Here is a 20263-nt window from a genome sequence, read left to right as displayed (position 1 = left end):
GAGCACAGTCGATTCCGGTAAAAGTTTTCAGTAAAGTGAAACGGTCGTTGTACCTACTGGTCTGACTCCGACAGCCTAAAGCGCACGGCTTTTGTCGTCTCTGGCATGGACTACCACGAGGCAGCGAACTTTCTTTTCGACCTGCGGCGGTTCCGCCCGAAACCGGGGACGGAGTCCACCGCAGACCTCCTCGCACACCTCGGCGACCCCCACGATGGCGTGCAGTTCGTGCAGGTAGCGGGGTCGAACGGGAAGGGGAGCACGGCACGAATGACGGAGCAGGCGCTCCGCGAAGCGGGGTTGACCGTCGGTCTCTACACGTCACCGCATTTCGACGACGTGCGCGAACGCATCACGGTCGATGGCCGGAAGATAACGAAATCCGCGATGGTCGAGTTCGTGGATTCGGTTCACGACTACGTCACCGACCGTGGGGCACGCGGCGAATCACCGACGTTCTTCGAGGGGATGACCGCCATGGCGCTCTGGTACTTCGGACGCGAAGAGGTAGACGTGGCCATCCTCGAAGTCGGCATCGGCGGGCGATACGACGCGACGAGCGTGGTCGAACCCATCGCGTCGGCGTTGACGAGCGTGACGCTCGAACACACGGGCATCATCGGCGAGACCATCGAGGAGATCGCCCGCGACAAGGCACACGTCGCGCCCGCCGACGCCCCGCTGGTCACCGGCGCGTCCGGGGACGCCCTCGACGCGATTCGAGAGCAAGCGGGGGATGTAATCGTGGTTGGCGAGGGTGACGCAGATGGCGAAAGCGATGAAGGCGACGCGGGCAAGGGGAGCGACTCGGTGGACGTGCAGGCTACCTACGAGGGGCGGACGAACCACACCGAAGCAGCGATCTCGCTGTCGGGACCGGATTGGAGCGTCGAGACGGCCATCCCACTGCTCGGCGAATATCAAGCCCAGAATGCGGGTATCGCGGCGGTGCTCGCCCGACAAGTCGCCGACGCGACCGAGGACGAACTCGCACGAGGATTGCGGAAGGGGTTCTGGCCAGGGCGGTTCGAAGTGATGGGTACCGACCCACTCGTGGTGCTCGATGGAGCGCACAATCCCGGCGCGTGCAAGGCGCTCGCCAAAACCATCGCGGAGTTCGACTACGATGAGTTCCACCTCGTCTTCGGCGCGATGCACGACAAGGACGTTCAGGGGATGGCCGACGCGCTCCCGACGCCAGACCGCGTGGTCGCGTGTCATCCGAACATCGACCGTGCAGAGGACGAGGACGTTCTCGCACGGGTGTTCGAGGAACACGCAGACAGCGTCGAACGGATCAGTTCAGTCGAGAGCGCGCTGGACGACGCCCTCACCGAGGCAGGCCCCGACGATCTCGTGCTCGTCACCGGGTCGCTGTTCGCGGTGGCCGAGGCACGGGCGCGCTGGACGCGCGGCGAGATCCCGAAACGGATCGGTGATCTGGACGACGCACGTGAGGCTCTGGAAGGAACCCACGTCTCGACGCCCGGCGTCTGGCGGATGCGCGGCAAGGCCGTCCACCGAGTGTTGAAGACGCGCGTCCAGACCCGACAGGCCCAGTACATCAAAGAAGAGATGCTCAGCCTCGGCGGTGAGTGCGCCCAGTCAGGGCTGAACGACCGCGACGACGAGAACATCGACGTGTTACTGATGGGGACGCTGGCGCAGTTCAAACGCCTCGCCGACAAACTCGACGGGCAACCATACGGCCTGTCGGTGTTCGCCGACGAACTCCGACACACCCTCGGAATCCACCAGACCTCGGACGAGCACGGCTACCCGTGGGAAGGCCGGACGGCCGTGATGGGCATCCTCAACGTCACGCCGGACAGCTTCCACGACGGCGGGGAGTTCGAAGCCCGCGAGGACGCCATCGAGCGCGCGACCGAGATGGTGGAAGCGGGCGCAGATATCGTCGATGTCGGTGGCGAAAGCACGCGCCCCGGTGCGGACGAGATCTCGATCGACGAAGAGACCGAGCGCGTCGTTCCCGTTATCGAAGCGATCCGCGACCTCGACGTGATGATCTCAGTCGATACGCGAAAGGCGGCAGTCGCCCGCGCCGCCCTCGACGCAGGTGCGGACATCGTGAACGACGTGTCGGGACTCGAAGACCCCGAGATGCGCTTCGTCGCAGCCGAGCACGACGTCCCACTCGTGGTGATGCACAGCATCGACGCACCCGTAAAGCCCAGGCGGTCGGTCGAGTACGACGACGTGGTCGAAGACGTCATCGCACAACTGGAAGAGCGCGTCTTGCTCGCGGAAAAAGCAGGACTCGACAGGAGTCAGATCATCGTCGATCCGGGACTCGGATTCGGCAAACGTTCCTCCGAGAGCTTCGAACTGCTCGGCAGGACGGGGGAGCTCCACGCCCTCGATTGCCCCGTGCTCGTCGGCCACTCGCACAAGTCGATGTTCGGCCTGATCGGCGAGGACGACGACCGAACCGCCGCGACGGTCGCTGGAACCACCATCGCAGCGGAACGCGGAGCCGATATCGTTCGCGTCCACGACGTCGCGGAGAACGTCGCGGCGGTTCGGGCGGTCGAGGCGGCGGAATCCCCCGAGCGATTCGAAGCGCCGGATACCGGAGACGACTGAACGCGAGCCGTCGTATCGGTTTCTCGATTCGGGTTCTCTATCTCTCAGTTCGGGATGTCCATCAGTGCCTGCCACGTATCGTGGCCGATGATTCCGTCCACGGTGATATCCGCGTTGGACTGGAAATCGCGCACGGCGTTCTCGGTCTCCGGGCCATAGTAACCGTCCACGGCGATACTGTAGCCCTGTCCGTAACGGAGGTGGTGTTGGGCACCGTAGGTCGCCCACCACGGGTCGTTGTTCGCGTCCCAGACCGTGACGTAGAGTTCGCCCCACGTGTTCGGGCCGACGATGCCGTCCACGGCGAGACCGTGGTTGGACTGGAACGATTCGACCGCGTTCTGCACTTCGGAGCCGTAGATACCGTCGTGGTAGTTCAGCGCGTGGCCGTGTTCCTCGAGGAGATACTGGATGGAGTAGACCGCCTCTTCCTGGTCGCCGTAGGAGTAGGTCGGCCAGCTGTAACTCGTACTGCCGTCGCCGTTCGTGCCGCTGATACCGGCGTAATCCTTCGGGATCGGGTCGCTGGTGTCGACCCAGTCTCCGGCGTCTCCGGGGACGTAGACGTAGCTACCGTTTCGTTTGATGTCGAAGTGGAGGTGCGGTTCGTAGCCACCGCTTCCGCCGAGGTCTGCGATGTGATCACCTCGGTCGACCCAGTCGCCGACGTTCACTTTGAGGTCGGACTGACAGTGGGCATATCGCGTTCGGTAGCCGCCGTCGTGGTCGATTTTCACTCGGTAGCCGTACCCGCTGGTGTAGCTCGCGGTCGTGACCGTCCCGGCGCGGGCCGCGTAGATCGGCTGCCCGGTTTCCCAGTCGATGTCGATACCGCGATGGGTACGCGTACCACCGTCACGGCTGTCGTAGTAATCGGACGTGATCTGTCCCGTGGTTGGCCAGTTGAAATCGTCGTAGGCTGCGCTGGCGGTCGAGGAGATGAACGGTACGGTGATCGCCGTTGCACCAACGGTACGAATGAAGTTTCGTCGCGTCTGTTTGTCTTCCATAGATGGATCGCAGATTATAACACCATCCACCGGGCAATAAATTTTTCTTATGGTAGTAAGTACTATTAATATCTGTAAGAGAAGAAATAAAGTTGCTTCAGAGGTCAACGGCGCGGAACCGCAGGTAGCCCAGACTGACCGGAACGACGGCCCACGCGACGAGGAGGACGAGTCCGAACCAGTCGGCGAGATAGAACGGGACGTCGCCAGCCGGGCCGATTCCGAGGACGGCGGTGGGAGATTCCGGCAGCACGGCTCCCATCGCGGTCGAGTAGGCGGCACTCGGGGTGAGCCCCGAGATGAACAGCGCCCAGTTCGGGTACTCCTGTATCGGGACGAGACGACCTTCCAACAGGTAGAGGAGGCCGACTGGAACCACGTCCCAGAGCAGTTCGAGCACGACGAACAGCCCGATGGCCATCGCCGTCGCCCGAGCGCCTGACCCCGTCGTAGCCGAAAGACCGACGACGAGGCTGATGTAGGCGAACGCATACAACACCGTCAGCAGGACGAACAGCACGTAATCGACCGGCGAGAAGGTGGCGTACTTCGCGAGCACCACGATCGCCGCGACCGCGAACCCGATGACGATGGGAAGTGCGAGCACCACGGCCCGTCCGAGTACCTTCCCGAGCACTACGTCACGGCGAGAGTGGGGGTACGAGAGCATGAGCTTCATGCTTCCGTTCTCGCGTTCGCCAGCGACGGACTTGGCGGCGATGACGACCGCCGTGATGGAGACGAAGAGGGTGGCGGGTGCGGAGAGGAAGAACATCAGTCCGAGCGCCGAGAGTTCCTCTGCGTCGCTTCCCAGACCGGGGAACACGGCGTAGAGGTACGCCATCCCTGCCGCGAAGATGATGAACAACGCCGACAGTGCCCAGAGCGTCTTCGAGAGACGCGCGTCCTGGAAGTCTTTGCGGGCGATGACGGCGAAGCTCATGCCGTCACCTCCACCGATTCAGCGGTCGAGCGACCGTCGGTGTAGGCCATGAACAGCTCTTCCAGCGAGGTCTCTTCCGTGCTGAAGTCTTCGACGCTGATATCTCGTGCTTCGAGCGCGTTCAGCACCGCCGACTTGGAGTAAGACTCCAACGTCACGGCGACGGACGTACCGCTCGCGGTTGCCTGCGAGACGCCATCGACCGCTCGGATGGCGTCGAGTGCCGCCTCGTCGATGGGACGATCGGTCGTGATCGAGAGCGTCTGCTCGATGCTGACGGAATCTCGCAGTCCCTCGATAGTGTCGACGGCGACCAGTTCGCCACCCATCAGGATGCCGACGCGGTCACAGACCGCTTCGACCTGTGCCAGGATGTGACTGGAGAAGAACACCGTCGCACCTCGGTCACGTTCTTCGTCGATTATCTCGCGCATCTCGCGCGCTCCTTTCGGGTCGAGTCCTGTCGAGGGTTCGTCCAGGATGAGCAGGTCTGGTTGCCCGACGAGCGCCATCCCAAGGACGAGGCGCTGGCGCATCCCCTTCGAGTAGCCACCGGCCTTCCTATCGGCGGCGTCGGCGATACCGACACGTTCCAGTATCGCCATCGGGTCGTCGTCGGCATCCTTCGACCGGATGGCGAACTCGACGTGCTGGCGACCGGTCAGGCGGTCGTAGACGTGGTACGAGTCCGGGAGAACACCGACGCGCTTTCGGACTTCGAGGCTCTCGCGTTGTGCGTCGAAACCGAGCACCGAGGCGCTCCCGGCGGTCGGGCGGATGAAGTCGAGTAACACGTCGATGGTCGTGGACTTGCCCGCCCCGTTCGGGCCGAGGAAGCCGAATATCTCCCCTTCTTCGACGACGAGATCGACGTCCCGGAGTGCGGTCACCTCTCCAAACTGTTTGGTCACACCGTTCAACTCGATAGCTGCCATACAATTTATACGCAGAGTAACAATATAAAAGTAGTCTGATTGCTACTCTCAGGCACTGAGACGTGCGAAATCAAGGAATTCGGCGGTCAGAAGAAGCCGAACGAATCCTGCACGTCTCGGTAGCAGTCGAGATACTGCTCTAACACCGGTCGATGGTCGTAGCGAGCGAACTCCTCGTTTTCGGTCATCTGCTGGAGGTCGGCGGCAGACCGAAGTGCGTCGGTGAGTTCCTGTTCGCTCGTCGTTCGGAACGTTCGCTCCTCGCGTTCGACCAGTTCGTGGGCGCTCGACTCGACGTGGTACTCCACGACGCCCGCACAGCCACACGCCAGCGCGCGAAGGAGGTCGGTGGGGAACGCTTCGCGTCGGGCGGTCTGGACGTAGACGTGAGCACCGCGGAACACGGGGATGCGTTTCTCGACGGGGTGGTCGCCCGTGAACTCCACCCGGTCGTCGATGCGAAGGTCGGCGACCTGTCGCTCGTATCGCTCGCGTTCCGGCCCGTCACCGATGACGACGGCGTGCCAGCCCTTGTCGCGCAGTTCGGCCAGTGCGAGCAGGAGACTTTCGAGGTTGGCGTCCTCGTCGAGACGGCGAGAGTAGACGATGTCGGCACCTTCGACGACCTGTGCATCTCGGATGGCGTCCATGCCGATACTGTTCGGAATCACGCGCACGTCCTCGGCGTTCGCACCGAGTTCTCGGACGCGGGTTTTCACCGTCTCCGACGGCGTGATGACCTCGTCGGGTGCGCGTGCTGCCATCCGGAGCGTTTTCGAGGTAGTGACCGAGGCTGCCGGCGGTGGTTCGTACCAGTCGACGACGAGCGGCGTGCGCGAGAGTTTGCTCGCCGTCTTCGCCGCCAGGACGTGTTTCGGCACTGCGGCGGCGTGGATCACGTCGGGTTTCGCCCGGCGGAGTGCGCCGGGAAGCGAGAGGGCGAACCGCCGCGAGGGCATCTCGTCGGGTGGGTCGGTCGTCACGGCGTGGTAGGTCACGTTCGCCTGTTCGAACGTCCGGTGGTCTCCCTCCCACCACTTCGCACAGAAGACGAGTGCATCGTGGCCGCGACTGGCGAGAAGTTCCGCGGTACGCCTGAGTCGGCGTGTTGCCCCCCTTTCTTCGTGCTGAGCCGTCACTTCTGCGACGAACGCGACGCGCATACACCCCGCCACGAAACGCGAAAGTAAAAATCGTCTTTCATACGGTTCGACCCGCGAACGGCGACACCGTTACTGGAACCAGCGCCCCTCGCCGAACCCGAGCGCGAGGTCGGGTGTCGAATCCTGAAACCGTCGTTGCCAGCAGTGATGATCGTAAAAGTGTCCGAGTGCAGTCATTCCGAACAGTCCGAGGACGACCACCGAAAGTTGAAATCCGGAGAACGGAACGACGCCGAGCCAACTGAAGGCGATCAATAACGCACCGATGCCCGAGAGAAGAACGTAGAGTTTGTGCCACGGAATCGTCGTCTGTGAATCCGTGGCGAGATACAGTTCGAAATCTTTGGCACCGTCGGTGAACGACACCTCCTTCGACTCCCGGTCGTAGGTGACGATACCGATATTCTCTAATTTCGGTAGATGTGTCTGGTACAGTGCGCTGTACACCGATTTACGCTGTTCCGGTGTGACATCCTCGATATCGATGTTGTTCTCCCACGCCGCGATCTGCTCGGCGAGTTCGCCCAGTTCGACCGGTCGGCGTTCCCTGTTGATATGATAGAGGACGTACCGGCGGCGCAGGTTCTTCACCGCGTCGTACACTTCCTGTTCCGAAAACGATCGTGACCGCCCTTCATCCGACGATGTCTGCTCGGACGGCCGTGTCTGGTCGTGTGACTCTCGTGGCTGTGTCGTATTCATTCCTCCCACCCCGGTTACTATCCGCACGCCAAGAACCCGCATAAATCGACAACTCTGTTCAGTCCGTATCCGGTGATGTCTTCGAGGTGTGAACGATTACCCGGATAGCAAACTGCAAATTGAACCGTTTCTCCGAGGACACGATGCGGTCGGCCTCGCTCCCTTCCCGTCATCGATTCAACTACGTATTACCACGAATCCGGACGAACGTCGCCCAGACGGTCGTTTCGCTGAACGATTTTCACTCGAGAATCGTGCCGATATCGCCGGAGTTCCCCTGCCTCGACGGATTTTGCGTGAACGGTGACACTGACCGGAGTTTCCCTCTTCTTCGTCGTCACCGGCGTCGGAGGGTTCTTTCGTCGTCGCATCATCAGCGTCGAGTAGTGCGCTCTCGGGGTCCGTTGTCAGGTTTCTCGTCCGCGCGAGCTTTCTCGCTACGAGCCGTGACGTGACACTCCGGAGTCAGATGTTATGTACTGGATACTGGCTGGTAACGAAGACTAGAGAGAACGAACGAGGTCGTTGTCGCTACTCGGATCCTTCGGGAGATGGCTGGAGACAGGTGATTTCGACCATTACGTCTGGAATGTCCTCGTCCGGCTGGCGAAACGTCCACGACCGGTCGAAACCGATCCCGTTTCGAGCACTCACCGCGATCAGTTCGCCGAGTCGGTGCTCGAAGTCGTCGAGCGAGAGCAGTTCCACGTCACCAGTCATGATCCTAGCACCTTGTGTCATCGGACGTGACTCGCCGTTGGCTGTCGAACACTTGCACGGTTCTGGTCGTATCGACTCGCACGGTACAGCCGTGGAACGGGAACTGCACTTGTCCGATGCCAGCCATCCCGTCGATATCGAAGGAGTGGAAGAGTGCTTCGAGTGCGTCACAGTCGACGGTCTCCTGAAGCGGTGGCAACTCTTCGAGCGGGGAGTCTGTCACCTGCGCGACCGCCTTGCTGATAGCGACGACGATACTGTCCGTCTGACTTTCGTCGAACGAGAATTGATGTATCAACTCTGAATCATTGTTGAATACGAATATGTAGATTCCATAGTATATCACCAATAGTAGTTCGAATCAAGCTATCGGTTCTACAAAGCCTGTGCCTTCGCATCTCCATCCTTTAAGTAAGATGACTGATGTAGAATCGTGTCATCCTTCCTTCGTGAGGTTACGTTCCGAGATACCGCTTACCAAACTACTTTCACACCTGACTCGAAAGAGAACGCAATGGCTCCGTACGATTTCGAGCGGTATCTCAACGTCCGAAGCGCACACAGTGCCTCGTTCGGCCCGGATGGTAAGCGACTGAGTTTTCTGCTGAATACGACGGGCGTTCCCCAGGTGTGGCAGGTGGACGAACCACGGTCGTGGCCCCGCCAACTCACGTTCTACGACGAGCGAGTCACCTTCGTCTCGTGGTCGCCGGAGAAGGACGAACTCGTCTTCGGAATGGACGAAGGCGGCAACGAGCGCGCGCAGTTCTTCCGCCTCGATGGAGACGGCGAAACGATCACCCCACTGACCGACAAGCCCGACGCGAAACACCGATGGGGTGGCTGGAACTCCGATGGGTCGCAGTTCGCATTCACGTCCAATCGGCGCGACGAGGCGGTCTTCGACGTGTACGTCCAGGACCGCGACGTGACCGATGACGACGCGGAGATGGTGTTCGAAGGCGACGGGTGGCTCTCGCTCGGGGGATGGAGTCCCGACGACGGTCGGCTCGTCGTGATCGAAGCACACTCGTCGTTCGATCAAGATCTCTACGTCCTCGACATCGAATCGGGCGACATGACGCACGTGACTCCTCACGACGGGAACGTGCGATATCAGAGCATCAACTGGGGTCCGGATGGCGACGCACTCTACCTCGTCACTGACGAAGGGAGTGATACGATGTACCTCGCGCGCCTCGACCTCGATTCGACCGAGATCGAAGTCGTCGAGGAAGGCGGGGAGTGGAACGTCGATGGTGTCTCCCTCGACGAGGATACCGGTCGACTCGTCTACTCCCGAAACGAGGACGGCTACACCGAACTCACGGTCGGCGAACTGACCGGCGAGACCACCATCCGCGAGTTCCCGACGCCCAACCTTCCACGGGGTATCGCAGGCGGGGTCAGCTTCGATCCTGACGCGGAGCGGTTCGCCATCACCGTCACGGGAAGTACGACGAACGCGAACGTCTACGTCGTCGAAACCGAGACGGGCGACGCCGAACGCTGGACCGACGCCTCGACCGCCGGAATCCCACCCGAGACGTTCGTTCGCCCGAAGCTCGTCCACTTCGAGAGTTTCGACGGACGGACGATTCCCGCGTTCTTCTCGGAGCCAGCCGATGCGGAACCGGGCGAGACGCCCGTCATCGTCGACATCCACGGCGGACCGGAATCTCAGCGTCGGCCATCGTTTAGCCCAACCAAGCAGTACTTCCTGAATCGCGGCTACGCCTACTTCGAGCCGAACGTCCGGGGGTCGTCGGGCTACGGTCGGGAGTACACGCATCTGGACGACGTGGAAAACCGGATGGACTCGGTGGCGGATATCGAGTCGGGCGTCGAGTGGCTTCACGACCAGCGGAGCGTCGATCCCGACAGAATCGCCGTCATGGGCGGCTCCTACGGTGGATTCATGGTGCTCGCGGCCCTGACGGAGTACCCCGACCTCTGGGCTGCTGGAGTGGACATCGTCGGCATCGCCAACTTCGTCACGTTCCTGGAGAACACGGGCGAGTGGCGGCGCGAGTTACGTGAAGCCGAATACGGCTCGCTCGAAGACGACCGGGAGTTCCTCGAATCGATCAGTCCGATCAACAACGCCCACCGGATCGAGGCACCACTGCTCGTCCTCCACGGTGAGAACGACCCGCGCGTGCCCGTGGGCGAAGCCGAGCAGATCGCAGACGAGGTCGCAGCGCAGGACGTCCCCGTCGAGAAACTGATCTTCCCGGACGAAGGTCACGGCTTCTCGAAACTGGAAAACCGTATCGAGGCGTACACGACGACCGCCGACTTCCTGGACGAGCACGTCTGAGCCGAAGACGCCTGTCGTAACACGTCTGGAACGAGGACTTCTCTCGCCGCCTCTATTGAAAAGTTTTAATTTATGTTGTAATCAGATATTTTATACGAGTGTCTGTATCAGTCCGGTGAAACTCGTCTATCTCTGGATTCTGCTGCTCGTCGGCGTGACTGCGCTGTACGCTTTGGTCACACGAATCATCGTTCGGAATAGCGAACCAGAGCGAGCGATCGCCCGTCTCAACTTCGTCTCGACCTTCGGTTACTTCACTCTCTGTCCGGTTATCTTCATGACGAGCCTCGTGTGCGAGGTCGGCTCTCTGGTTCCGACGACGCTCGAACTACCGCTCGTCACCGTGACGTTCAGTCCATTACTCGTCATGACCACCGTCCTCGCAGTCGGTCCGTGGTTCGTGACGTGTCTGGTGGTGTTCCTCGTCTCGTACGCCGCGGTACAACAGGTACGCGACACCGACGACCCGATGCGCGCTGCACTCCGGCGATTCTCGGTTCATTACGCGCTCGTCGTTGGACTGCCACTCGCACTCTGGTATCTCGCCGAATCCGCACCGGCAGGACTCGGAGCGGGCATCGTCGTCGGGGTTGCACACGCGACCTTCGGTGTGGTGAGGCCCGTCTTCGTCGAACTGGGAAACGAAACACGAGAACTCGACTCGGCGGAACGAGAACGGATCCGGATTCGAGAGGCCGATATTCCGATCCGAGTGATCGATACCGACCGGACGAAGGTCGCACTCGGCCTGGCGGCGGGGCTTCTTCCGGGGTATCAGTACGTCTATCTGACGTCGTATCTGCTGTCGGAACTCACCCCGGAAGCCATCTCCGCGGTCGTCGAACACGAACTGGCGCATCATCGTCGTCACCATCTTCGACTGAAAACGGCTCTCACGAGCGTGGCACTCGCAGTCTCGGCGAGCGTACTGACGGCGAACGTCGGGTACTGGTTCTACTGTCTCGTGTTCGCCATATCGTTCTGGCTCTGTCTCCGTGCGATATCCAGACGGCTTGAACACGACGCAGACCGATACGCTGCCCATACAACCAGCGAGTCGGCGATGTCGGACGCACTCGTCGACCTCACGGATCTGAATATCCTGCCCCAAAACGAAAACCGGCTGGACGAGTTGGTGTCGAGTCATCCGTCTCTTTCGCGCCGTCTCGACCGCCTTGGGGGAACCACCGCAGCAACGGGCGACGACTGACGAACGAATACCCTCGTTCCGACTCTGCAGAAGATCCGGGGCGGGATCCTTGGAGAATGTACTGAAATGTACTGAAGTGTACTGGCCAGCGGTCGTTTCGGGCACCTTACTTCTCCCCAGAGAGAGTGAACACGCAAGAGGGCTTTCTTGAATACTACTTCTTCGATGTCAGTACCCTTTCGAAAAGTGCGTCCGAGACCGTTCCTAGGGGCGTAGGGTATCGATCAGCACCTCCTCACGTCGTCACGTCGGAATCGTTCTGCTCGATGATCTCGGTGGCGTGTCTGAGCACGGCCTGTTTCCACGCTTCGAGGTCGTTCGTCTCGACCAGTTCTTGCATCGACCCCATCCGGGTCGCTCGCTTCGAGGGCTCCATCTGGAGCGCCTCGTCGATGGTGGCGGCGAACGCTTCCGTGTCGTTCGGATGCACCGTCAGCGACTCCTCTCCGAGTTCCTCGTGTGCGCCGACGAGTTCGCTGAGCACCAACACGCCGGGGTCCTTGACCTGCGAGGCGACGAACTCCTTCGCGACGAGGTTCATGCCATCGCGGAGAGAACTTACGAGGCACACGTCCGCCTCCCGATACAGTGCGGCCAGCCCCGACAGCGGGAGGTGGTCGTCGATGTAAACGATCGGTTGCCACGACTCCGTCCCGAAGCGGTCGTTGAGCCGCGCGATCGTCTCCGTGACGTTCGACTGCACTTGTTGGTATTCCTCGATCCGACTCCGACTCTCACTGGCTTTCTGGACGTAGGTGAATCGCTCCCGGTACTCGGGATACCACTCCCACAGGTGTTCGAGGGCGGCGAGTCGCTGTTCGATCCCTTTCGTGTAGTCGAGTCGATCCACACCGATGGCGAACTGGCCGTCGTCCGGAAGCGGGTATCGCTCGCGCAGTGTGGCCCACTCGTCGTCCGTTTCGCTGGATTCGGCGAGGGTTCGCCGCCCTTTGGCGTCGATACCGAGCGGGAACGCTGCGACGCGGATCGTCCGCCCGTCGTAGTGGATACGCCCACGTTCTCGGTCTACCTCGGCGTCGACCGCCTGCGAAACGCAGTCGAGGAAGTTCTGACAGTACTGGTCGACGTGGAAGCCGAGGAGGTCGTTCGCCAGCAGGCCGTCGAGCAGCTCGTCGTACTGCGGGCACCGCTGGAATACGTCCCACGAGGGCCACGGGATGTGCCAGAACTGCATGCAGAACACACCGGGTGACTGCTCGCGCACCATCCGCGGTGCCAGCGCGAAGTGGTAGTCCTGGAACCAGACGACAGCGTTCGACGGATCGACTCGATCTCGAATCGCATCCGCGAACTGCTGGTTCGTCTCTCGGTAATGCCGCCAATATCGCGCTTCCGGCGTCATCTTGGCGATGTCTGAGTGACACAGAGGCCACAGCACCTTGTTACTGTAGCCGTAGTAGTAGTTGGTCACCTGTTCGTCGGTCAGTGAGACGCGCTTCAGCTCGTACGCAGGCGAGTCGGGGGGCACCTGCACGCACCCGTTCTCGTCGGTTACCTCGGTGTCGGCGTCACCGCTTCCCCACGCGACCCACGTCCCACCGATACTCGCCATCATCGGATCGAGAGCAGACGTGAGGCCGCCCGCGGGTTTGACGACCGAAATCGTTCCGTCGTCGTGTTCGTGAGAGTACGGCTCTCGGTTCGACACCAGCACCAGTTCTCGGCTCTCGAACGGACTCGACGTCGAGGGCGTGGCTGTATTCGACGTAGAGGTATCGATGGCGCTCCTGTCCATTAGTTTGTCTTGTTAGTGGATGAGATAGATAGCCCAATCACTGCACGGGTTGCGTTCCAAGGTTCTTTATATCGCCATCACCCGATACTGGCGATTCGATGTATTCTTGCCCGTTTCCCGCCATCTCACTCACCTATCGCCATCTCGTCTGCTACTCGAACAGTTCGTCGTGACGTGTCGCGAGGTCGGTGTACGCGCCGGAGGAGTACGATTCGAATATCTCCTCGGTGTCGATGGTCGTCTCCGAGAGCGCCATCGCTCGTGCGGGGACACCCCGAACGAACGATTCCGGTGGTATCTCGAACGCTTCGGGTGTCACGGTACCCGCCGCGACGATGCTTCGCTCGCCAACCCGGACGTCGCTGTTTATCGTCGCGTTGAAGCCGACGAGCGCACCATCGCCGACCGCCGCGTCGTTCAGCACCGCGCCGTGACCGACCATCACCCGGTCGCCGACGACCGAAGCGTGGATGACGGCGTTGTCGCCGATGTGCGATTCCCGCCCGACGCGCACGGGCGCCACGTCACCGCGAAGCACTGCACCCGGCCAGATACTCACGTCGGCCTCGACCTGAACGTCACCCACGAGCGTCGACGTTCGGCTGACGTGAGCGTCGTCGTGGATGGATGGTTCCACTCCCTCGAACTCGTAGCTTCGAACCATAGCCCTGACACGACGGACAGGCCCAAAGCTCTGCCGGGGGGTACCTTTTACTCGAAGAAGACCGTCCGATAGGATATGTTCAAAGCACAACTTACCGACGGCGAGCAGATAGTGTGTGCCAACTACGAGAACGAAGAGGCAGGTGTCAGGCTCTTCGACGAAGACCGGGAGTTCCTCGCGTTCGTTCCGTACACACACCTGTTGTGGGTCGGGCGTGTGGACGATACCGGACGCACGGTCTGGTGATTCCGGGCGAATCGGCTGCAAGGAAAGGTCGCTGAGTGGATGGTTGCCGACCGATAGTCGCTCGAATCTCGTGGTCGCTGGTCGAATGGCCGCCAGTCGGTTGGTAACCGACCGAATCGGCTCTGATTTGTAGGCCGTTCTGATACCGAACTGCCCTCGAGCTATCTAAGTATCTGGATAGGCCACCACTTTCTACTGCGTCGTGGGTAAGATTGAATCACCGACAGCCGATGAATCCTGTCGAGATCAGTATTCGACCCGTTGCCGGGGTTCAACTCGTCCTCACGAACGGGTTCTGTCTCCTACATAGACCTGATGTCCCCCGTCGAGGTTCATCTGGACGGCTCCGAGGAACCGATGATTAAACATCCTGGCCGAAATAGCGCCAGTGTCTCCAGTCTCGAATAGAACGATCGTGAAATTGCATGACAGGTATTCTGGTACTACTAGGACTCGTGGTGGTATCCACCGGAGTCATCTGGAAAGGGAGTGAACTACTCGAACAGTCGGCAGAGCGGCTCAGCAAATACTACGGCTTACCGCTGGCTGTGCACGGTGCGATCGTGGTCGCTGTCGGGTCGAGTTTCCCGGAACTCAGTTCGGTTATCGTCAGTACGGTACTCCATGGCGAGTTCTCGCTCGGCCTTGGTGCGATCGTCGGGAGTGCGATCTTCAACCTGCTCATCATCCCGGCGCTTTCCGCGCTGGCCAGCGAGAAGCTCGAATCCACTCGGGATATCGTCCACAAGGACGCCCAGTTCTACATCATCAGTGTCTTGGTTCTATTCATCACGTTCGCACTCGGGGCGACCTATGTCCCGGGGGGGACGAATAGCGCGGCCATCCTGACGCCCATTCTCGTCCTGTTCCCGCTCGTCACCTACGGCGTCTACGTCTTCTTACACCACCAGGACACCCGTGAGCACGTGAGTGCGGAGGGGATGGATGTCGAACCAACCGGAGAGTGGGCGCGACTCCTCGTGTCCCTCGCCATCATCACGGTCGGCGTCGAGGGGATCGTCCGGGCTGCCCTCGGTCTGGGTTCGATCCTCGACACACCATCGTTCTTCTGGGGGCTGACGGTCATCGCGCTCGGGACGAGTTTGCCCGATGCGTTCGTCAGCATCCGCGCTGCGAAGCGTGAGGACAGCGTCACCAGCCTGACGAACGTCCTCGGGAGCAACACGTTCAATCTTCTTGTCGCCATCCCTGTGGGGGTCCTCATCGCCGGACCGACGACGATCAATTTCCTCGTCGCCATACCGTTGATGAGTTTCCTCGGCTTCGCGACGTTGGTATTTATCGTCTTCACCCGAACCCACCTCGAACTGACTACCCGTGAAGCGTACGCCTTCATCGGCCTTTACGGAGTATTTCTCGTCTGGATCGGCCTCGAGACGATAGGGGCGATAGAAACGATCAGAGGGATCTAACCCGCCGTGATAACCCACAGAGCAACAGTTTCCCGCCTTTACTCCAGCCCGTCTGCGACTCGCCGTTCCCGATAGTAAGGTGTTCTGTCTCTACGGAAGTGCGAGGCGAGTGTCTCGGGGCTTGCCCCGACGAAATTCACCGACCGATCCATCCCGAGATCTCCGACTTACGTTGCTAACTATGCGTTTTCTATTCGGCACGAGCTCTGTAATATATCGACGTTCGAGGGTTTCAACAGAGCCGCCCGATCAGGTCGTCGCTATCCGGAGAGCCACCACCCGAGGAGCTTCTCTTTCTCCTCCGGACTGGGATGCTTCTTCGACCGACCGTACTCTTTGCCCTCCAGGATATCGCGTTCGAGTCGGTTCCGCGCCAGTCGAAGCGCGTGACCTGCACCGAACCCTTCACCGGTTCCGACGAAGTGTCCTTTGTCGGTGAAGAGACGAATCCGCGCCAGAAGAAGCGGCGTCCCGCGGAACGTCTCGTCGTGTTCGTGGAGGTAAACACGCGCATCGTAGACCGTCATCCGACCGAACTTGCTGGCGACACGTTCTATCATCTCGACCAGTTCTTCGCGTGAGATGTCGTCCAGCAGGTCGATACCGTCTATCTGGACGGTGAGATGTTCTTCGCCCGTCCATGTCAGCGACCTGAGTGCGTCCGTCTTCGTGACGATACCGGTCGGTTCGTCGCCGACCGTGACGACGAGCGACGAGACTCCCGCCGACAACATCTGCCCGACTGCTTCGTCCAGTCCATCGTCGGGGTCGACCGTCAGTGCCGGTTCCGACATCACGTTCCGTACCGGCAGGTCGAGCAGTCGATCGAGTTCGCCACGTCGTTCGCCGAACCCGCCGTGCGACCGGTCGCCGAATCCGCCGGGTGATCCGCCTTCTTCCTTTCGAATCTCGCGTGCCGAGAAGTCCAGCAGGTCGAAGAGACTCACGACGCCGACGACCTCGTCCCCACCCCCGCCGTCTTCCACCACCGGAAGGTGCGTGATGTCGTTCTCCCGGAGGACGTGCAACGCCTCGCCGAGCATGGTCTTCGGTTCGATCGTGACGAGGTCGTGGGTGTACACGTCTCCGACGATCAGCACGCCGAGGAACGATTCGACAGCCGAGAGGACGGCGTTGGTGGTCACGACGCCGGAGAGGTTGCCGTTCTCGAACACCGGCAGGACGTTCGACCGACTGCCGACGAGCAGGCGTGCGACCTCGCGCACGCTCTCGTCCGGCGCGACGCGCGCGACGTGCCAGACGAGGTTCCGTGCTTTCTCGTCGGCGTGCCGCTGCGCGGAGTTCAACTGCCGGCGCGTGACCAGCCCCCGGTATTCACCGTCTTCGGTCACGACGACCGCCTGTAACTCCTCGCTCTCGAACCGTCCCACCAGCTTCGATACCGGTGTATCTCCTGTGACTTCCTCGAACTCGGTCGATACCATCTCACTGATGTCCATGCCTCGTGTACGTCGTCGCCGGACGTGACGCTCGTGGATGTCCCGTTCTCTATCTCTCGGAATTCAACTATTTGCGGTCGTGAACGCGACTTGCCTGCGCTACGTGAACGCTACGTGCTCGAACTGCGACCAGTCTCGTTCACCCTACGAATCGGCGGTCGATTTTTTAACCCATGACGACGAAGAATCAGGTTATGCCCGGCATCACATACGAGGACTTCCTGAACCTGGAGTACGACCCCGCCGATTCCGACCTCGTCTGCACCTTCTACGTCGAACCTGCGGAAGACATGGACATGGAGGCCGCCGCGTCGCGCGTGGCCAGCGAGAGTTCCAACGGGACGTGGGCAGAGCTACAGGTCGAAGGCAACATCACCGACCTGAGCGCCACGACGTTCGGTATCGAGGGCAACGAGGTGAAGGTCGCCTACCCGGACGAACTGTTCGAAGACGGGAACATGGCACAGGTGCTCTCTTGCATCGCGGGCAACATCATGGGAATGAAGGCGGTCGACCGCATCCGCCTGCTCGACTGTGAATGGCCCGAACCGCTCACCACCTCCTTCCCCGGCCCGCAGTTCGGTTCGTCGGTGCGAAACGACATCTTCGACGTGGGCGACCGACCGATCACCGCCACGGTTCCCAAACCGAAGGTCGGCCTCTCGACCGACCAGCACGCCCAGATCGGCTACGAGGCGTGGACGGGTGGTCTCGACCTCCTCAAAGACGACGAGAATCTGACCGATCAGGAGTTCAACCCCTTCGCAGACCGTCTCACCCAGAGTCTGGCCCGGCGCGACGACGCACAGGACGAGACGGGCGAGAAGAAGAGCTACCTCGTCAACATCACCGCCGACACGAACACCATGCTCGAACGCGCCGACATGGTCGCCGAACAGGGGTGTGAGTACGTGATGGTGGACGTGATCACCACTGGCTGGGGAGCTGTCCAGGCCGTCCGCGAGCGATGTGAGGAACTCGGCCTCGCCATCCACGCACACCGCGCCATGCACGCCGCGTTCGACCGCATCCCGACCCACGGCGTCTCGATGCGCGTGATAGCGCAGATCGCTCGCATCTGTGGCGTCGACCAGCTTCACACCGGAACCGCCGACCTCGGGAAACTCGCCAACGAGGACACGAGAGGCATCAACGAGTGGCTCTACGCCGACCTGCACGGCCTGAACGACGTGCTTCCCGTCGCCTCCGGCGGCCTGCACCCCGGCCTCGTCCCCGAACTCATCGAGCGCGAAGGACAGAACATCGCCATCCAGGCGGGCGGTGGCGTCCACGGCCACCCCGATGGAACCAGAGCAGGTGCGGCGGCACTCCGGCAGGCGGTGGACGCGTCGGTGGAGGGCACACCGATCGAGGAGTACGCGGAAGACCACCCCGAACTGAAGACCGCGCTCGACAAGTGGGGAACCGAAACGCCGCGATAGGAACGACCTTCCGCGTTAGACGCGCTCCACCAGCGCCTCACCTGGGTCGCGCACCCTGACCGGCTCGGTTCGTGCCGACAGCGAGAGTGCGTCGTCCAGCTTGCTTGTCTTCTCTGCGTAGATGGTGAACAGGTCGTCGTCCGGTTCGACCTCCGCGCCGACCGTCTGGTGAAGGTACAGCCCCGCGCCCGCGTCCTTGGGTGCGCCCGCCCTACGCGCGAGTTCGCTGACCAGTCGATTGTCCACGTGCGTCACGACGCCGCCGCGCTCTGCCTGGACGACTCGCTGTTCGTCGCCCGGTTGCAGGTCGTCGCGCTCCACGTCGGGGTCGCCGTTCTGGGCCGCGATTATCTCGCGGAACTTCGCCCGTGCCCGCCCCGAGTCGAGGATGTCGCCAGCCTGCTCGTCGGCCCCGCAGAGGTCGAGCAGGATGTCCGCGAGCCGAAGGCTCTTGAGTCGCAGTTCGTCCGGGCCGTCCCCGTCGAGCACTTTCAACACGTCGCGGGCTTCGAGGATGGGGCCGATGCCGCGTCCGATGGGCTGCCCGCCTTCGGTGATGGTACACTCGACTCGCAGTCCGGCGTCCTCCCCGACGCGCCGGAAATCCTCCGCCAGTTCGCGGGCATCGTCCAGTCCGTGAACCTTCGCGCTTTCACCGTAGGGGATGTCGATGAGGACGTGGGACGACCCCGCGCTCTGCTTCTTCGAGAGCACCGACGCGATGACCTGTCCCGGCGGGTCGATCGAGAGCGGTGTCAACGCCCGGATGATCTTGTCGTCCACCGGCGAGAGGTTGACCGCGCCGCCCCAGACCATACAGCCGTTCGTCTTCTCGACGATGTCGCGGATCTCTTCGAGCGAGAAGGAGACGTCGCAGAAAACTTCCATCGTGTCGGCGGTTCCGGCAGGCGACGTGACCGCCCGCGACGAGGTCTTGGGGATCTTGATGCCGCACGCGGCGACGATGGGAACGACGATCGGCGTCACGCGATTGCCAGCGACACCGCCGATGGAGTGTTTGTCGGCGACGATGCTTTCACCCCACTCGATAGCCGACCCCGCGCCCGTCATCGCCTCCGTGAGATGCATCGTCTCGGAGAGGGACATGCCGTTGGCGTAGGTGGCGGAGACGTACGCACCCAGTTCCACGTCGCTCAAGCGGTCTTCGTCGATGTCGCTGACGATGGTTCGCAGTTCGTCGGCTTCGAGTTCCACGTCGTCCAGTTTCTTCCGAATGTAGCGAACCGAGTCGGGCTTCGGCGCGAGCGTCACGTCCACCACCCCGTCGAGGTGGGTGAGCCGTTCCGTAACCCCGAGTGTCCCCATCGGAACCAGCTCTTCGGTCAACTCCACGATACCGATGGTCGTCGTGCCGTCCTGCCGAATCTGCACCCTGTCGAGCGGGTTCACGCCGAGTTCCTTCGCGTCGGCGACGTTCAGGAGGATGGTCGGCGCGCGGGTCCCGATGTCGATCTCGGCGGCGGTGAACTCCATAGCTGGTGATTGATTCGGGGGTAGCATAAGTTCAGTCTCCGAGTGGGGATGCGTTCGAGAGGGGGGAGGTTGTCCAGTACATTTCAGTACAATTCAGTTGTTTTCAGTACATCAGAGCGAGGTGAGTTGCGTTTCGGATATTTCGGTCGTTGCTTTCGAGG

Annotated in this window: 17 protein-coding genes; 6 read left to right on the top strand and 11 right to left on the bottom strand. The window is 61.4% G+C overall.

The genetic code is table 11. The features are described from left to right. The first annotated feature begins 105 nt into the window (after nucleotides 1-105). Nucleotides 106-2604, top strand: a complete 2499-nt coding sequence (gene folP / locus ACR3FE_RS09745; RefSeq protein WP_458206917.1) for a dihydropteroate synthase — start codon at nucleotides 106-108, stop codon at nucleotides 2602-2604. Between the two features lie 44 nt (nucleotides 2605-2648). On the opposite strand, the gene ACR3FE_RS09740 is transcribed toward folP, so the two are convergent. From ACR3FE_RS09740 to ACR3FE_RS09710, 7 genes are all read right to left on the bottom strand, one after another. Beyond that, nucleotides 2649-3614: a peptidoglycan hydrolase gene (locus tag ACR3FE_RS09740; protein WP_458206916.1), complete on the bottom strand. Its 966-nt coding sequence runs from the start codon at nucleotides 3612-3614 to the stop codon at nucleotides 2649-2651. A gap of 97 nt (nucleotides 3615-3711) precedes the next feature. Then, entirely contained in the window at nucleotides 3712-4557 is an 846-nt protein-coding gene (locus ACR3FE_RS09735) for an ABC transporter permease (RefSeq protein WP_458206915.1), read from the bottom strand. After that, nucleotides 4554-5492, bottom strand: a complete 939-nt coding sequence (locus tag ACR3FE_RS09730; RefSeq protein ID WP_458206914.1) for an ABC transporter ATP-binding protein — start codon at nucleotides 5490-5492, stop codon at nucleotides 4554-4556. The genes ACR3FE_RS09735 and ACR3FE_RS09730 overlap by 4 nt, the downstream gene beginning before the upstream one ends. 86 nt (nucleotides 5493-5578) lie before the next feature. Further along, nucleotides 5579-6655 (bottom strand): glycosyltransferase family 4 protein, encoded by a 1077-nt coding sequence (locus ACR3FE_RS09725; RefSeq protein ID WP_458206913.1) that lies wholly within the window; start codon nucleotides 6653-6655, stop codon nucleotides 5579-5581. 69 nt (nucleotides 6656-6724) lie between these two features. Further along, complete coding sequence (locus ACR3FE_RS09720) at nucleotides 6725-7357, bottom strand: DUF7344 domain-containing protein (RefSeq protein ID WP_458206912.1); 633 nt, start codon at nucleotides 7355-7357, stop codon at nucleotides 6725-6727. Nucleotides 7358-7888: 531 nt separating this feature from the next. Further along, entirely contained in the window at nucleotides 7889-8077 is a 189-nt protein-coding gene (locus ACR3FE_RS09715) for a hypothetical protein (RefSeq protein ID WP_458206911.1), read from the bottom strand. Nucleotides 8078-8081: 4 nt separating this feature from the next. Next, nucleotides 8082-8375, bottom strand: a complete 294-nt coding sequence (locus ACR3FE_RS09710; protein WP_458206910.1) for a HalOD1 output domain-containing protein — start codon at nucleotides 8373-8375, stop codon at nucleotides 8082-8084. A gap of 216 nt (nucleotides 8376-8591) precedes the next feature. Here ACR3FE_RS09710 and ACR3FE_RS09705 point away from each other — a divergent pair, with 216 nt between their 5' ends. After that, nucleotides 8592-10397, top strand: a complete 1806-nt coding sequence (locus tag ACR3FE_RS09705; RefSeq protein ID WP_458206909.1) for a S9 family peptidase — start codon at nucleotides 8592-8594, stop codon at nucleotides 10395-10397. Between the two features lie 115 nt (nucleotides 10398-10512). Then, nucleotides 10513-11607 carry a M48 family metallopeptidase gene (locus tag ACR3FE_RS09700; RefSeq protein ID WP_458206907.1) on the top strand — a complete coding sequence of 365 codons (1095 nt, stop codon included), beginning with the start codon at nucleotides 10513-10515 and terminating at the stop codon, nucleotides 11605-11607. 235 nt (nucleotides 11608-11842) lie between these two features. On the opposite strand, the gene ACR3FE_RS09695 is transcribed toward ACR3FE_RS09700, so the two are convergent. Beyond that, complete coding sequence (locus tag ACR3FE_RS09695; RefSeq protein ID WP_458206906.1) at nucleotides 11843-13363, bottom strand: alpha,alpha-trehalose-phosphate synthase (UDP-forming); 1521 nt, start codon at nucleotides 13361-13363, stop codon at nucleotides 11843-11845. A 151-nt stretch (nucleotides 13364-13514) separates the two neighbouring features. Then, complete coding sequence (locus ACR3FE_RS09690) at nucleotides 13515-14027, bottom strand: gamma carbonic anhydrase family protein (RefSeq protein WP_458206905.1); 513 nt, start codon at nucleotides 14025-14027, stop codon at nucleotides 13515-13517. 75 nt (nucleotides 14028-14102) lie between these two features. On the opposite strand from ACR3FE_RS09690, the gene ACR3FE_RS09685 reads away from it, so the two are divergent. Continuing rightward, nucleotides 14103-14273 (top strand): hypothetical protein, encoded by a 171-nt coding sequence (locus tag ACR3FE_RS09685; protein ID WP_458206904.1) that lies wholly within the window; start codon nucleotides 14103-14105, stop codon nucleotides 14271-14273. Between the two features lie 425 nt (nucleotides 14274-14698). Next, nucleotides 14699-15706 carry a sodium:calcium antiporter gene (locus ACR3FE_RS09680; protein ID WP_458206903.1) on the top strand — a complete coding sequence of 336 codons (1008 nt, stop codon included), beginning with the start codon at nucleotides 14699-14701 and terminating at the stop codon, nucleotides 15704-15706. Nucleotides 15707-15966: 260 nt separating this feature from the next. Here the strand turns inward: ACR3FE_RS09680 and ACR3FE_RS09675 are convergent, their stop codons facing one another. Then, nucleotides 15967-17166 (bottom strand): CBS domain-containing protein, encoded by a 1200-nt coding sequence (locus ACR3FE_RS09675; RefSeq protein ID WP_458206902.1) that lies wholly within the window; start codon nucleotides 17164-17166, stop codon nucleotides 15967-15969. 194 nt (nucleotides 17167-17360) lie between these two features. Here ACR3FE_RS09675 and rbcL point away from each other — a divergent pair, with 194 nt between their 5' ends. Continuing rightward, nucleotides 17361-18608: a type III ribulose-bisphosphate carboxylase gene (rbcL, locus tag ACR3FE_RS09670; protein WP_458206901.1), complete on the top strand. Its 1248-nt coding sequence runs from the start codon at nucleotides 17361-17363 to the stop codon at nucleotides 18606-18608. A gap of 15 nt (nucleotides 18609-18623) precedes the next feature. Here rbcL and ACR3FE_RS09665 read toward each other — a convergent pair whose 3' ends face one another. Continuing rightward, a complete protein-coding gene (locus tag ACR3FE_RS09665; RefSeq protein WP_458206900.1) occupies nucleotides 18624-20102 on the bottom strand; it encodes an AMP phosphorylase in 1479 nt (492 codons plus the stop codon). Nucleotides 20103-20263 lie beyond the last annotated feature (161 nt).

Source organism: Haladaptatus rarus (genome assembly GCF_054177585.1).
The sequence above is the reverse complement of the archived record's forward strand: the minus strand, read 5'-3'. Positions and strand labels throughout refer to the sequence as shown.